Origin of the sequence: Streptomyces sp. NRRL S-495, from assembly GCF_000966955.1 — a bacterium.
Classification (GTDB): Bacteria; Actinomycetota; Actinomycetes; order Streptomycetales; family Streptomycetaceae; genus Kitasatospora; species Kitasatospora purpeofusca.
On sequence record NZ_JZWY01000193.1, the window covers coordinates 1 to 14,376 of the forward strand.

12 protein-coding genes are annotated in these 14,376 nt (G+C 72.2%); 4 read left to right on the forward strand and 8 right to left on the reverse strand.

The window, feature by feature from the left end; translation table 11 throughout:
* From VR45_RS12335 to VR45_RS12345, 3 genes are all read right to left on the reverse strand, one after another.
* Positions 1 to 1,135 (reverse strand): serine/threonine protein kinase (locus VR45_RS12335; RefSeq protein WP_159394195.1); only part of this gene is annotated, 1,135 nt, incomplete at its 3' end.
* Positions 1,132 to 2,856 (reverse strand): trypsin-like peptidase domain-containing protein, encoded by a 1,725-nt coding sequence (locus VR45_RS12340; protein ID WP_078896456.1) that lies wholly within the window; start codon positions 2,854 to 2,856, stop codon positions 1,132 to 1,134. The genes VR45_RS12335 and VR45_RS12340, both read right to left, overlap by 4 nt.
* Before the next feature lie 87 nt (positions 2,857 to 2,943).
* Positions 2,944 to 3,666 carry an alpha/beta hydrolase gene (locus tag VR45_RS12345; RefSeq protein ID WP_063772460.1) on the reverse strand — a complete coding sequence of 241 codons (723 nt, stop codon included), beginning with the start codon at positions 3,664 to 3,666 and terminating at the stop codon, positions 2,944 to 2,946.
* Between the two features lie 288 nt (positions 3,667 to 3,954).
* Between VR45_RS12345 and VR45_RS12350 the strand changes: the two genes are divergently transcribed.
* Entirely contained in the window at positions 3,955 to 4,773 is an 819-nt protein-coding gene (locus tag VR45_RS12350) for a phospholipid scramblase-related protein (RefSeq protein WP_078896457.1), read from the forward strand.
* A gap of 128 nt (positions 4,774 to 4,901) precedes the next feature.
* On the opposite strand, the gene VR45_RS12355 is transcribed toward VR45_RS12350, so the two are convergent.
* The 3 genes from VR45_RS12355 to VR45_RS47875 form a co-directional block, all read right to left on the reverse strand.
* Complete coding sequence (locus VR45_RS12355) at positions 4,902 to 6,047, reverse strand: hypothetical protein (RefSeq protein WP_045939757.1); 1,146 nt, start codon at positions 6,045 to 6,047, stop codon at positions 4,902 to 4,904.
* A 16-nt stretch (positions 6,048 to 6,063) separates the two neighbouring features.
* A complete protein-coding gene (locus tag VR45_RS12360; protein WP_045939758.1) occupies positions 6,064 to 8,613 on the reverse strand; it encodes a hypothetical protein in 2,550 nt (849 codons plus the stop codon).
* A gap of 306 nt (positions 8,614 to 8,919) precedes the next feature.
* Positions 8,920 to 10,395 (reverse strand): BTAD domain-containing putative transcriptional regulator, encoded by a 1,476-nt coding sequence (locus VR45_RS47875; protein ID WP_199925935.1) that lies wholly within the window; start codon positions 10,393 to 10,395, stop codon positions 8,920 to 8,922.
* Positions 10,396 to 10,663: 268 nt separating this feature from the next.
* On the opposite strand from VR45_RS47875, the gene VR45_RS12370 reads away from it, so the two are divergent.
* The gene (locus VR45_RS12370; RefSeq protein ID WP_234325950.1) at positions 10,664 to 11,233 is read left to right on the forward strand and encodes an RICIN domain-containing protein; all 570 of its coding nucleotides are present in this window, start codon (positions 10,664 to 10,666) and stop codon (positions 11,231 to 11,233) included.
* Positions 11,234 to 11,333: 100 nt separating this feature from the next.
* Here the strand turns inward: VR45_RS12370 and VR45_RS12375 are convergent, their stop codons facing one another.
* Entirely contained in the window at positions 11,334 to 11,699 is a 366-nt protein-coding gene (locus VR45_RS12375; protein ID WP_045939760.1) for a hypothetical protein, read from the reverse strand.
* Between the two features lie 275 nt (positions 11,700 to 11,974).
* Here VR45_RS12375 and VR45_RS12380 point away from each other — a divergent pair, with 275 nt between their 5' ends.
* Positions 11,975 to 13,129: an AI-2E family transporter gene (locus VR45_RS12380; RefSeq protein ID WP_078896459.1), complete on the forward strand. Its 1,155-nt coding sequence runs from the start codon at positions 11,975 to 11,977 to the stop codon at positions 13,127 to 13,129.
* A gap of 37 nt (positions 13,130 to 13,166) precedes the next feature.
* On the opposite strand, the gene VR45_RS12385 is transcribed toward VR45_RS12380, so the two are convergent.
* Positions 13,167 to 13,586: a nuclear transport factor 2 family protein gene (locus tag VR45_RS12385; protein ID WP_045939762.1), complete on the reverse strand. Its 420-nt coding sequence runs from the start codon at positions 13,584 to 13,586 to the stop codon at positions 13,167 to 13,169.
* A gap of 109 nt (positions 13,587 to 13,695) precedes the next feature.
* Here VR45_RS12385 and VR45_RS12390 point away from each other — a divergent pair, with 109 nt between their 5' ends.
* On the forward strand, positions 13,696 to 14,145 hold the full coding sequence (locus VR45_RS12390; protein WP_045939763.1) for a MarR family transcriptional regulator: 450 nt from the start codon (positions 13,696 to 13,698) through the stop codon (positions 14,143 to 14,145).
* Positions 14,146 to 14,376 lie beyond the last annotated feature (231 nt).

Genomic DNA, 14,376 nt, shown 5'->3' on the forward strand with positions numbered 1-14,376 from the left:
GCAGCTGCGGATCGTCATCGGTGGCGCGACTGATGAGCCGGCGCAGCGAGGTGAAGCGGGCACCGTCCGGGTCGTCGGTGTACCACCGGAACAGCGACTCCAGGGTCCTGCCCACCGTATGGAGGTCGGTGGCGACGGTGGGCCCGGTGGCCATCAGCTCCGGGGCCATGTAGTCCTCCGAGTACGCCCCGCTGCCCGGTGCCCCGGCCTCGCGCACCGCGCCGAGGTCGATCAGCTTGATCCGGGAGCCGTACACCATCAGGTTGCTCGGCTTCAGGTCGCAGAACAGGTACCGGCTGTCGTGGAGGTACTGGAACGCCCGGAGCACGCGCAGGACGTAGCCGATGACCTGCTCGGTCTCCAGTCGGCCGAACAGTTCCGGGCGCTCCAGGGAGTAGCCGGGTACGTACTCCATCACGAGGTAGCCGTGGTAGCCGTGCCGGGACCCGCGCGTCGGCTCGTGTGTCACGAAGTCGTAGATGTCGACGATGTCGTCGTGTCTGAGATCGATCAGGAACCGCTTCTCCTCGGCGGCAGCCTCGACCCGTGTGGGGTCCTCCGCGTCGATCAGGCCCTTGAGTGCCACCGGACGGTTGTTCAGGCGCTCGTCGTGGGCGAGGTAGACCCAGCCGAAGCCGCCGTGCCCGATGCAGCCCTCGACCCGGTAGCGGTCCGACAGCAGGTCGCCCCGGCTGAGTCGAGGCACGAACGAGTAGGCCGTTCCGTCGTACGGGCAGCGCCCCTCCAACAGGCTCGGCTGGCCGTCGAGACCTGTGCCCACGGGGCGGCGGCAGGCGGGATCGGGGCAGAGCCTGCGCTCCTCCGGGATTCGCGGAGCGGCGCGGACCGCCCGGTCCGGCTCCGGTCCGGCGATCGTCGGCAGCGTGACGAGGCCCAGTCCCCACCAGGGGTCGTCGCCGAACGGGCGCGGCGGCTGCACGAGCTCGGCGGGGCGCGCGGACGGCACCGCGCCGCGGTTCGTGGTCACCGGCACCGACCGCCGCGGGGCCCGCTCCCCGGCCGGCGGCCGGTCGCCGCCCTTCGGCGCGGTCACCAGCGGCGGAACCAGGCAGCGCCTGCAGTAGCCGGTCGCATCGAGTTCGCCACCGCAGCCAGGACGATTGCACCGGTTCATGCCTGCCTCCTGTCGATCTCGTGCCGAACGGCCCGGTGGTACTCCTCGACCCGGAGCTCGGCGAGCGGCAGGTCGCATCCGCTGCTGTAGAGCAGCCGCCGGGCCGCCTCGTACGACTCGCCCAGTTCCTCGATCAGGCCGCGCGCCGCGGCCTCCGAGCGGTAGGCGTCCAGCCGCCCCCGGGCCCGGTTCCGCCGGGCGAGCAGGGCCGCGCACTCGGCGTTCAACCGCCGGGCCCGCACCAGCGACCGGGCGGCTGCCTTCTCGCAGGCGTCGAGTTCCCCCAGCAGCCATCCCCGGAGAGCGGATCCGGCGGCGGCCGAGCCGGTGTCCCGCAGCACCCGCAGGCGGACCGCGAGCGCGGCCGCGCCGGCGACCTGCGGCGGCGGCGCGCCGAGGATCCGCGGCGCTACGTAGTCACGGCACACCCGGGCGTCGCGCTCGGCCGCCTCGACCTCCTCGACCGAGCGGTCGAGCCGCCCGAGCCGGTCGTCGAACTGCGGCTCTCCGCCGTGCCGACCGCTCGGCGAGACGGTCGCGGCGGGCTGCCCGAGGCTCGCCGCGACCGCACTGCGGACATAGCGCGGAGGGTCGCCGTGGTAGGCCAGCAGCAGGCGCACGCCGATGCTCGACGCCCGCGCGGCGATCGGCTCCAGCAGCCGGTAGTACAGTTCGGCGGGGTCGGCCGCCAGGTCGACCGCGTTCACCACGACAACGATCGGCGAGCCCAACTCCGCCAGCTGGTGGGAGAGATCATCGCTGACGCGGTCGGTCAGCAGGCTCAGACTCTCCGCGAGCTGCTGGGCGACCTGCTCCGTCGTCCGCCCGGTCGCGTCGACGGCGGCGTCCACCTCGCCCAGCTGCGGGACGGTGCCGGGCGGGGCGCCGCTGACGGTTTCGTCGGGTGCCGTCCGACGGTAGCCCGGCACCGTCAGGCCCACCAGGCGGGACGTCAGCGCGACCGCGCCGCCACCGCCGATCGCACAGACCCCGCCCGGCCCGCCGGACGCCAGCCAGCCGACCAGGTGCCGGGTCAGCGCGAGCTGCACCGGGTCGTCCAGGACCTCCGGGACCTGCAGCGACGGCCAGTCGCCCGGTAGTACCCGTGAGGGCCGGTTCGTCAGATGCCCGTCGAGCACCGCGCTCGCGTACTTGTACAGCGTCCGGACCGCGATCATCCAGCTGCTCTCGGCGAGTGGTGCCCGGACAACCGCGATCACGCCGAGGATCTCACCGCCCGCGGCGAGTGCCGCCGCACCGCTGAACCCATGGTCCACGCGCGGCTCCAGTACCGCGTCGAGCTGTACCCGCTCCCCGGTGAAGTCGTACGAGGCGATCCTCGCGCTGACCAGCTGGCCGTTGTCGGTTCCAGCCGGAAAGCCGAAGATCCGCACGATCTCGTCGTGCTGCCAGGTCCGCCGGATCCTCGCGCGCGGCGCGCCCGGCACCACGGACCGCAGGGCGAGGATCGCCACATCCCCGCGCTGGTCCGGTAGCGGCGGCTGCCAGCAGCTCTCGACCACGGTCGCCGGGTAGGCATCGTCGGGACGTCCGGCGATGCGGACCCGGACCTCGCGATCGGCTCCGCGCCCGGCGCAGATGGCCTCCTCGACCACATGCGCACATGTCAGCACGTACTCGCCGTCGAGCATCGTCCCGGCGCCGTGCACGCGCCCCTGGATGTCCTCGATGCGCGCCAGCCAAGGATCCTCCCGCCCCATGGCTAAAACGCTACGCCAGAAGCGAACTGACAGGTAGTCATGCAACACGATCGGATCAAGTTGTGAACACCGCGGTCCCGACGCCTCCTAAGGGGCCGGGGCGGGCCGGCCTGCGGTGGCCAGGCGGTGGAGCAGGTCGACGGTCTCGTCCTGGTGCGAGGCGAAGGCTCCGTGGTCGCTGTGCCAGGTGATCGCACGAGTTGCGCGGGAGGCGAACCGGCCTTGCAGGTCAGGGTGCATGACGCGGTCCTCGGTGCAGACGACGTAGGTGCTGGGGCGGTGGTGCCAGGCGGCGTCGGTCGTCGGCTGGTGGCCCGGGGCCATGGTCTGGGGGACGAGCCGGGCGGTGTGGCGGGCGCGTGCCTCGGCGCCGAGTTGGGCGTGGAACAGTCGACCCGCAGCCTCCGGGGCGATCGTGGTGGTGCCGGCGGGGTCACCGACCATGCTGGACCGCAGGTCGGTGGGCGGTGCGCCGGCGAGCAGGCCGAGGGCGGTCTCGCCGCGGTCGGGCATCATCGCGGCCAGGTACACGAGGTGGTCGATCCTGTGCGGCGGAAGGCCCGTGATGACGGCGCCGCCGTAGGAGTGGCCGCACACGACGGCGGGGCCGCCCTCGGGCAACTGGTCCAGCGCGGTCTCGGCCGCGGCGGTGTCGGCGGCCAGCGACCCGCGGTGCAACTCGGCGACGGCCACGGCGACACCGCGGGCCCGCAGCCCGGCGGCGACGCCGTCCCAGGCATGGCCGGTGTGCCACGCGCCGTGCACCAGCAGCACTCCTCGGGGCGCGAAGGAGGAAGGGGAAAGGTTCATCAGGGGCCTCTCGGCGGTCGGGCAACGGCGGGAAACAGGGGCGGCGTGCGGACGGGTGTCCACAGCTGCCGGACCCGCTCATAAGAGCCACCGGCCGGGAAAAGGATTCGGCCTCCGCCGGAAATCCCTCGTCAAGGTGCGCCCGGTCCGACGACCTGATCGCCGCCCACCGGGCCCGACGGACGCGACGGTTGAGGCCCCGGCCGGTCTCGGCGCCGGTACCCCAGGTGTGACATCGGCCACACCGCCCCCGTCGGGTGGTGGCCAACTGGCGCTCGAAGCGGCCGAATCCGCAGGTCACGGGCACAATCCGGAGCTCCGGACGAACCGGGGCCGGTCGAACGAAATAGCTGGCCGGGCGGGTTTGGGCCTAGCCTGCCCGCCATGTCCCAGAACACGAACACTCCCGGCTTCCCCGGGCAGCCGGCCGCTCCGGCCGGCGACTCCGCCAAGGTGCAGCGCCAGGTGCAGCAGCAGGCGGGCGTCGGACCGGTCTCCGGTGGCGGCGGCACCCTCTTCTCCGAGCCGGTCCTGGTGGTGAACCAGAAGGCCAAGCTGATCGAGCTCACCAACGAGTACGCCGTCTTCGACCAGCAGGGCGCCACGCTGGGCTCGGTGGTCCAGGTCGGTCAGGGCGCTCTGCGCAAGGCGATACGGCTGCTCACCTCCCTCGACCAGTACCTGACCCACAAGCTGGAGATCCGGGACGCGCTCGGCACCCCGGTGCTGCTGCTGACCCGCCCGGCGAAGTTCATCAAGTCGCGGGTGATCGTGCAGCTCCCGAACGGTCAGGAGGTCGGCCAGATCGTTCAGCAGAACGCCATCGGGAAGATCAACTTCGCGCTGGAGGTCGGCGGGCAGAAGGTCGGCGCCGTCAAGGCCGAGAACTGGCGGGCCTGGAACTTCTCCATCGTCGACGCGACGGACACCGAGATCGCCCGGATCACCAAGACCTGGGAAGGCCTGGCGAAGACGATGTTCACCACGGCCGACAACTACGTGCTCCAGATCCACCGCCCGCTCGCCGAGCCGCTGCTCAGCCTCGTGGTGGCGACCGCGCTGACCGTGGACACCGCGCTGAAGCAGGACGCCCGCGGCCTCGGTTAGTCGCGACCGCGACCCGTGCGTTGTTGCTGCCCCCGCCCCTCCGTCCAGGGGCGGGGGCAGCAACAACGCACGGCACGAACAACGCACGGCACGAACAACGCGCGGCACGAACAACGACGGGAGTGGACTCAGCCTGGGCGGCGGCGGGTGAACTCCGCGATCTGGCCGCGCCGCAGGGCGTCGAACTTGAGATCCTCGCGGCCGGGGTCGGGGAGGATGGCATTGGGCCAGACCAGTGCCAGTTCGTAGCCGAAGTCGGCGAGCCAGTCCAGGCGTTCGGTGAGGATGGCGTTCGGTGCCTGGGTCTTGCGGGACTGCTGGAGAACCGGCCAGAGGTTCTGGGTCCGGCGCATCGGTCCGATCTGGTCGAGGACGACCTTGTCGCCGCGGGCGGCGGCGTCCCGCTGCACGGCGTCCAGCTCCGCGCCGGTGATGCAGCCGAACTCGCCGAGGAACGGGCGCGGGCCGCTCAGACCGGAGAGCACCGGCAGGGCGTCCAGGCCCGGGACCGAGGCGTAGTAGTGGAACTGCGGGCGGGTCACCTTGACACTGCCGAAGACGTTGCTGATGTCCCGGTAGTAGCGGTGCCCGATGGTGGACGGCAGGCCGACCGCCTCCACGGCGGCGACGCAGTCCTTCATGAGTGCGACGAGCGCGTCCTGGTCGACGGTCGGGCCGAAGAGGTCGCCCGTGAGCGGACTGACGCACCAGTAGGGTTCGTTGACGACATCCACGGCGTGGACGACCTTGCGGTGCTTCGCGATCGCCGCGACCAGCGGCTTGACGGTGCCGTTGACGAACGTCGCCCGGCAGTTCGGGTCCTCGGCGACGGCCCGTCGGCCACGGCCGTAGTTGAGGTCGGTGGGGGTGGCAGGACCGGGGCCGAAGTACTTCAGTGACCAGGCCTCCGGGCTGTCGAAGAAGCCGTAGTCGAGCAGCACCGGCACGATCCGCAGACCGGCCTTCTCGACCTTCAGCAGAAGTTCCTCCACGTCGTCGAGGAACTTCTGGTGCACCCGTTTCGGCGGCTCGAACCGCCAGCGGTTGCCCTCCTGGAAGGCGGAGACACAGGACACGGTGCCGTCGTAGTTGACGCCGTGCGCCATCAGCCACATCCGCACCACGGTGACGCCGAGGCCGCGCAGCGTGGCCAGGTTCCGGTCCAGGTCGGAGCCGGCCGCCTGCCACGGATGCGGCTTCCCCTTCTCGTGGATGTTGGGCCCGATGGTGATCGGGTCGTTGCGCATCCAGGGGTAGTTGACCCCGACTTCCATCGCGGCCTCCGCCGGCTCAGCTCATCTGCGGGAGGTTGGTGTTGAGTTGGATGTCGGTGCCGGAGGAGGGGGTGTACTCGTTCCACTCGGCGATCAGCTCGCCCTTCTCCCCGGGCTGGACGACGGGAACCGGCGTCACGGTGCCGTCGTGCCGGTGCAGCAGCCGGTCGAGGGTCAGCCGGCCGGGGTCGGGAACCGCCACGACCGTGCAGGTCTCCTGGAGGTCGCGGTGGCGGGTGGAGTCGATCACGACCGGCGCGCCGGGGGTGAAGCCCCGGCTGGAGGTGACCGGGATGGTCACCGGCAGCGCGGGGTTGACCGGGTTGGGTCCGATGACGGCCGAGCACTCGGTGCTCACGGTGTCCTCGATCCGGACACTGCCACGACCCGGGTTGGCCGGCGGGATGCCGGGGTAGTAGCGGTCGTCGTAGGCGGCGATCTCCTGGGCGACGGTCAGGTACGGGTGGTCGGCGGGGATGTCAGCGTCCTTGAAGCCGCCCTCGCAGAAACGCACCCAGGCGTCCTCCCAGCCCTTGCGGATGGTCAGCACGATGCGCGCGCCGCCGGCCCGCAGAAAGGCCTGCCGGGTGGGGTCGGGGTGGCGGATGTGGCGGATGAAGTCCCAGGAGTCGGGGGCGTCCCAGAAGTAGGAGTAGAGGAAGGTCACCACGTTCTCCCACTCCACGGCCTGGTTGACGAACCGGACCAGGTCCTCGTGACGCCTCAGTCTGGCCCAGGCGCCGTCCGGCGGATTGAGCGCCCCCGGTGCGAACCCGGCGCCGTGCGTGGTGTCCACGCCCGCCGCGCGGAGCGCGTCCACCGCGCCGGGGGCCATGAACTCGTACTCGGTGCCCAGGAGATGGCGGAGTACGCACTTCATGATCTCGTCGTTCTCCTCGCGCCGCAGGGTGAGGGTGTCCACCCCGGCGAGGCGGTCCTCCAGGACGGCGATCCGGTTGGCGATGTCCTGCTGTTCGGCGAGGTACCTGGTCTGCGCGGCGTCGTGCAGCATGTTCCACACCTGGGACTGCCAGCGGGAGAACAGCTCGGGCGTGCGGGCGGTGGTGACCTTCAGGCCCACCCAGGCGGGCCCGACGTCATGGAGGAAGATCAGCACGTTCTGCTCGCCGGTGCGGCCCTTGAAGGCGTTGTACGGCGGGTCGCTGAGCACCACGGCGTCGTGCAGGGGATCCCCGGAGTCCTTCTCGAAGCCGCTGCCCTCCACGCCGTAGTGCATCCGAGGGTTGCCGCTGAGCATGCCGAGGTGGAACTCGGCCGTCACGGCGGAGACGGCGTAGCCGTCCTCGATCCGGAAGCGCATCGGGTAGAAGTGCCAGCCACCGCCGGCCGGCACGGTGTCGTTGGGGAAGATCTCCTTGGTGGCCTCGGGCGGGTCCGGCACCTGCACGCCGTACAGGTCGCCGAGGTAGCGGTAGTGCTTGCGGTTCGGCGGAAATCCGGGCGCCTGGTCCGCCGGGCGGACGTCGTCGGTGATGTCGTCGTGCGGCAGGTTGAAGACGAAGGGACCGAGGGCGGCCCGCAGCGCGGCCAGCTCGACGTAGTCCTTGCGGATCGCGGCGGAGGGCTCCGGGACCACGATGTCGTAGGCCGCCCGCAGGCCGTACCGGTAGAGCCGGACCCGCCAGGTGCGCAGCAGGCTGAAGTAGTCGATCCGGACCGCCTGCGTCTGGCTCGGGTTCTTCACCGTCCGGGTGGTGGTCTCCTCGGTGCCGGTGACGGTCAGCGTGGAGATGGTGACCTTGTGCTCCTGCTTGGCCCGCGAGGACGCCTTCTGGGTCAGCCCCGAGGCGTGCTTGCGGCTCTCCGACGCGGAGGTGGAGGAGCTGTCCTGGGCGGTGAACCCGGACGAGGCCGAGCCGTTGATCACCGGAATGCCGCCGGACACGGTACCGGTGATGTTGAACTGGTTGGAGTGCTGCTGCTGGCTGGCGGTGGACTGGGAGAGCTCGGTGTTGTCGGTGACTCCCGTCTCGCTGTAGCTCTCCAGCGAGTCCGTCACGATGGAGGTGAACTCCCGCGAGGTGACCGACCATTCCTTGTGGGTGACGGCCGTCTCCTCCAGCGGGGCCAGCGGGATGGTGGCGATCAGCTCACCGCGCTGGATGCCGGCCGGCGCCATCTCCAGCCGCTCCAGGTTGAGCATGCTCAGCCGGCTGGAGCGGGTGTTGAACACGAGGCTCTGGACGGCGACCAGGGCCCGGTCGGCGTGCGCGTCCCCGGTCTCCCCGGCGTCCACGCCGCTCCCGGTGCGCCGCAGTTGCGCGACCGCGAGGCCGAACGCGACGAGTTCGTCGACCGGCACCCCGGCGAACGGCGCCGGCCCCGGAGTTTCCGCCGCGCCCTCCTCGTAGCCGGCGAGCAGCCGGACGAGCGGCGCCCCGGCCGGCTGGCCGGCGGCCCGCGCGGCGGCCTCCACCTCGCCCGGACGCAGCGCCAGTTGATGGGCGAAGCTGTGCTTGAGCAACGCCTGGCCCCCGGACGGCAGCGTGATGTCCAGCGCCACCAGGGTGGCCTTGGGAATGTGCCGCGAGGCCGGCGCCAGCACGGGCGAAGGGTCCGCCGAAGCCGGGGGAGCAGCCGGGCTCGGGGCGCCAACTGCCCCCGCCGGAACGGCTGATGGCGGGTGGCCGACGGTGGTGGCGGGCTCGGATGCGTGATCGGACATGGTCGTCCCCCCGGACGCGTCGATCTGGCGAGCAGTCAGGAAGCAGGCATGCCAAGCCTAGGAATCCCGCCCCCACGATGGCCAGGCCCGACGTCCACTGTCACCTCATCGAGTGACACCACCACGGCGCGTCGCAGCCGGGTGCGGGTGTCCGGGTGTTCGGGGCGTTCCTGGCATTCAGGGTGTTCAGGGTGTTCTGGGCGCAAGGAGTTGGTCGAACTCCGTGATCCGTGTGCCGTGGCGTGTCCTCGTGCTCTCCAGGACCGCCGCCTTCAGGGTGTCGGTGTGCACGTCGGCGAGGTTGCGGGGCGAGGTCGGTCCGGGCGTGCGCTCGTAGTTCCGGACGACGGCGTCGAGGAAGACCGGTGCGGTGAACCGCCATCCCCGCAGCAGGATCGCCTGGGAGATCGCCGGATAGGGCGTGCGGACCGGATCGCCGAGCCGGCCGAGAAGGGCGGATCGGGAGATGCCGAAGTCCACTCCGGCCCTGCCCAGGGTCCGCAGGACGGCGGGTGCGAGAGCCGGTGCGGTGCGGTCCGGGGCCAGCTCGATGAGCTCCTCCGACACCCACACCGCGGCCACGACGGCCGCCCGTGCCTCATGGGCCTTCCCCTCCTGGTCGAATGCCTCGGCGGTGGCGAAGAGTTCCCACGCGCGCTCGACCGACACGGCGGGCGGGCCGTCGCCGTGTTCCCGGTCGCACCCGTCCCGTCGGAGGGCGTAGGCCGAGGTCGTCGCCACGGGCAGGACCACCGCGGCCAGGGTGGCCAACAGCGCGCGTCGACGGATCGTGTCGCCGGTGCGGGGCGGCGCGCCGACGGACGCTACGACGGACGCGCGGATGACGGACGCGCCGTCGGTCGTGGGAGCCGGATCGGGCCGGTGGTGGGTCACCGGGGGAGGCCCGGGCGGGGGTCGGTCCCCGGCCAGCACGGTCCGGTACAGGGTCCGGAGCTCCTCACCGGGCCCGGTGCCCAGTTCTTCGGCCAGCCGTCGCCGGACCACGCCGTACCGGTCCAGGGCCTCCGCACCCCGCCCGGCCGCGTGCAACGACCGGATCAGCACGCATTCCAGGGGCTCGGCCAGCGGATATTCGGTGGTGAGATCGGGCACGGCGGAGATCACCGCGGAGGGGCGGCCGAGCCGGAACTCCGCCTGCGCCCACCGGACCAGGGCGTCCAACCGCCGCTGGTGCCAGCTCGCCCGGACCTGTGCGGCCCATTCGCCCGGAAGGCCGGCCAGGGGCTCTCCCCGCCACAGGTCCAGGGCCTCGGCGAGCGCCGTGGCCCTGGCCTCGTCGTCACCCGGCCGGTCGTCGTCCTGCTCGACGAGTCGACGGAACCGGTGGAGATCCACCAGCTCGGGGTCGATCTCCAGCACATAGCCGGCCTGCCGGCGCTCCACCCGCCCCGCCGCCCCGCCGTCGGGCGCGGTGGTCTGCCTCAGCAGCCCGCGGATCCTGCTGAGATGGGCGTACAGCGCGGGCCGGGGGTCGGCAGGCGGGTCGTAGCCCCAGACCCGGTCGACGAGTGCCTCCATCGCGACCGGTCTTCGGGCGTTGACGACCAGTACGGCGAGGACCACCTGTTGTTGCGGCGTCCCTACGTCGAGCGGTCGACCCGCCGAGTAGACCTCGACCTCGCCCAACAGCCGGACGTCCACATGTACCCCCGTGCGGTCGACAGCCCAGGCGAATCATCCCCACCACCCATGCTGGCTGGCTCGACAAGGTGCCCGCAAGGTGCCCGCAAGGTCGGCACCCAGGCCGTCACGGCAGGGTGGGCGCGTCCGGCCCGTGGCGGTCGGATCCGGCGAACCGGCCACGATCGCCAGCCAGTTGAGACCCACGAAGGAGAACAGCATGCGGATGCACCGTCCCCGACGGACCGACGGTTCCGGGAGGCCGGCTCGACTCACTCCGGCGGCCTTGGTGGCGGCCCTGGCGTTCGCCGTCCTCGCGGCATTCGCCTCCACGCCCGCGCAGGCGGCCGAACCCACCCGGTACGAGCTGGTGAACGTCCGGACCGGGCTGCGTGCCGACGTCATGTGGGCGTCGGCCGACCCGTACACCGGGGTCTTCCTGTGGCCGAACAACGCCAGTGCGTCCCAGGAGTACGAGCTGCTCGACAGCGGGAACGGGTACTTCCGGATCAAGGCCAGGCACTCCGGCCAGTGCCTCATGCTCGACTGGCGTTCGGGGTCCTACATCAACGGCACCGGCATCCTCCAGTACCCGTACTGCGACGCCGGCTACGCGCCGGCCGAATGGACCACCGCCTGGGTGGGGCACACCTGTATGTGCTTCCCCACGACCATGATCCTGAAGAACCGGGCCACCGGCAGGTGCCTCGACGCGACGGCCTCGAACGGCACGCCGGTCCAGCAGGCCCGGTTGCAGCAGTGGGACTGCATCTCCAGCGACGAGGCGTGGAACACGGGGAACCAGAGCTGGAACCTGCTGCAGCTCAACAACTTCCCCAACCCTCCCGGCGTCCACTGAGCGGCCGCGGCGCCGACGGTGGCTCCGTCCCGGGCCGGACCGTGGCCCGGTCGCACCGTCGGCGCCGCCCGGTCGCCGTCGGATGGCGGCGGGCGGGTGGTCAGGCCGGGGTCAGGGCGGATTCGTCGAGGCCGTCGAGGATGAAGCCGTTGTCGAAGCGGACCCGGTAGCTGGTTCGGGTGCCGGTGCCGGTGCCGGGGGCTCCGGCGGCGATGACGCGCTGGCGGAGATCGTCGATCAGACCGGCCGCGAAGCTGTCCAGGCGGGCGCCGCGGAGTTGTTCGTCGAAACTCGCGCGGAGGGCGTCGGAGGCGCCGGCGGAGTCCTGGGCGGCGCCGGTGACGGTGCCGGTCAGGCCGGTGGCGAGGGAGAGGGGGCCGGGGGCGCCGATTCCGGCGGCCCTGCCGTCGGCGGTGACCGGAACGTCCCTGGTCAGCTTCACCCTGGCACCGATCGCGTACGGCATGGTGGTCCCCCCTCGTTCGAACACTGTCCTGTCCGGGCAAGCGTAGTCGGGGTGTTGTGGGGGGAAAGGGTGTTCGGTGTCGTTCGGTGCGGCCGGTCGTGCCGCCAGCCCCGGGGGACCGGCGAACAGCTGGGCGTCGGCCGGGCGGGTGCCCGTCGGCGCGGGAACACCCCGTGGGGCCGTTCCACCCGCTATCCAGGGTTCATGCCGCTCTCGCACCCCAGCAGTACCGGAGGATTCCCCGGACGGCGCTCCGCGCCCGGCGGCGGTGCGGCATGCCGGTGAGGCGGCCCGGCCCGCGGCGCCCGGACCCCCGGAGTCCGGGCCCCACCGCGACCGGTGCGGGCCCCGTGCTGCGCCGGCTCTCCGACTACGCCTGGCGGCTGCTCGCCGTCGCGGTGGCCGCGTACCTGGTGCTGACGGTGCTGGGGCGGTTCCACCTGATCACGCTGGCCGGCTTCCTCGCGCTGGTGATCACCTCGGTGGTCCGGCCGCTGGTCGATCTGGCCGACCGGGTCGTCCCCCGCCCGCTCGCCGTGCTGATCGGCCTGGCAACCGCGATCCTGGTGCCGGCCGGCCTGCTCGCCCTGATCGGCGAGACCGTGGCGAACGACGTGGACCGCCTGAGCCGGGACTTCCAGGGCGGTCTGGACCGGCTGGAGAAGGCGCTGGAGGGCGCGCCGCTCCACCTCGCGCCCGAGACCTTCGACGACCTCCAGCGGAAGGTCGCCGACTTCGTCTCCGAGCACCGCTCGACGCTGATCAGCACGGCCCTCAGCGGTGCCGGGCGGCTGGTCGAGGTGGGGACCGGCGCCGCGCTCGCGGTCTTCATGTCGGTGTTCTTCCTGCACTCCGGGGACCGGATGTGGCGGTGGACCGCCGCCCAGTTCCCGGCCGCCGCCGGGGAGCACCTCGACCGGGGCGGCCAGGTGGCCTGGCGGACCTTCGCCGGCTACACCCGGGGCATCTTCGTCGTCGCCGCGACCAACGCGGTGATGGTCGGCATCGCCCTGTACTTCCTGGGCGTGCCGCTGGCCCTGCCGTTGACCGTGCTGGAGTTCTTCGCGTCCTTCGTCCCGCTGGTCGGCTCGCCGATCGCGATGCTGGTCGCCTCCGTGGTGGCACTGGCCGCCCGGGGGCCGGTGATCGCGGTCGTGGTGCTGCTGCTGATCGTGGTGATCGGCCAGATCGAGGGCCATCTGCTCCACCCGCTGGTGATGAGCAGGGCGGTCAGTCTGCACCCGGTGGTGGTCGCCGTCTCGGTGCTCGCCGGCAGCATCGCGGCGGGGGTCATCGGCGCGGTGGTCGCGGTGCCCCTGGTCTCGGTGCTCTGGGCGGTCCACGCCGACCGGCGGGGTCCGGCGCGGGGCCCCGCGCCGGGGACGGCGACCTCCGTGCCGTCCGGGCCTCCGGTGGCTCCGGGCCGCTGAGGCGGCGACAACCGACCCGGGCCCGGCCCGGGTCGGTTCAGCGGGCGCTGCCGAGGTTCCGGTCGGCGTCGCTGCCCTGGAGCATGAGGGTGGTCTCCTCGATGTGGCGGAAGCGGCCGTCGGGGGCGAACTCGGCGAAGAGGTAGACCTCCATCCGGACGGTGGAGCCGTCGGTCTTGACGACCTCCATGGTGTGCCGGTCGGCGTAGCGGTCGCCGTCGGCGAGCTCGTCGTGCACCGCGACCGATCCGCCGGCGACGACGGTGCGCAGGTGGGCGATGTGGGCGAGGAACTCGGTGCGGTCCGCCCAGCTGCCGTCGGTGCGCTGGCGGTAGTCGGGGGCGAAGTGCCGGTCGGCGGCCTCGTCGAGGTCGAGGCCCGGGGTGAGGAGGAGGTCGGTGAGGGCGGCGCGGATGTCGGTGCGCGTGGTGGTGGTGGCGGCGGCGGTGCGGTTCATGGGTTCCTCCGGTGGGGTGACGGGTGCCCTTGCGACATCCAATGCGTGTCTGAAGCACGCTTATGACTGTAGCAGGGGAAGCGTGCCCCGCGCACGCTAATCTTCAGGGGTGACCGATACGACAGGACAGGACATCGCCGAGGCCCTCGGGCTGCTCCTCCGGCGCAGCACCCGCACCAACCTCCACGCCCGGCTGACCGAGGGACTGGGCGAGGGGGTCGACGACCTCACCTACCCGGTCCTCAGCGGCCTCGCCCGCACCGGCCCGCTCAGCGCCGCCGACCTCGGCCGCGAGATCGGGCTCGACCGCACCACCGTCACCCGCCGCGCCGACCGCCTGGAACGCACCGGCCTGCTCGAACGCCGCCCCGACCCGGCCGACGGCCGCGCGACCCTGCTCGCGCTCACCGACGACGGCCAGGACGTCGTCGCCGTGACCCGCCGACGACTGGCCGCCGACATCGAGACCTCCCTCGCCGGCTGGCCGCCGGCGGAGGCCCGGACCTTCGCCCGCCTCCTTCGCCGCTTCCTCGACGAGGGGCCGTTCGCCCCCGACTGACCCCGGCACCCGCTGCCCGATAGCCTCCCCGTGGGGATCGACCGATGCGACAGGGGTGTCATGACCGGGGGCGGGACAGTGGACGATGACGGAACGGTCCGCGAAAGCGGGACAGCGGACGAGCACGGCGGGCGGCCGGCTGAGGAGCCGGCGCCGGACCGTCAGCCGGAGGCGGTGCCGCAGGAGCCTGCGCCCCCGGCCCGGCGCCGCTGGTCACGCGGCAGGCATCGG

Coding starts and splice junctions, on each gene's coding strand:
- VR45_RS12340 (WP_078896456.1), bottom strand. CDS start 2,856: ATGGGGCGGGAGGATCCTTGGCTGGCGCGCATCGAGGACATCCAGGGG.
- VR45_RS12345 (WP_063772460.1), bottom strand. CDS start 3,666: ATGAACCTTTCCCCTTCCTCCTTCGCGCCCCGAGGAGTGCTGCTGGTG.
- VR45_RS12355 (WP_045939757.1), bottom strand. CDS start 6,047: ATGGAAGTCGGGGTCAACTACCCCTGGATGCGCAACGACCCGATCACC.
- VR45_RS12375 (WP_045939760.1), bottom strand. CDS start 11,699: ATGCCGTACGCGATCGGTGCCAGGGTGAAGCTGACCAGGGACGTTCCG.
- VR45_RS12380 (WP_078896459.1), top strand. CDS start 11,975: ATGCCGGTGAGGCGGCCCGGCCCGCGGCGCCCGGACCCCCGGAGTCCG.
- VR45_RS12385 (WP_045939762.1), bottom strand. CDS start 13,586: ATGAACCGCACCGCCGCCGCCACCACCACCACGCGCACCGACATCCGC.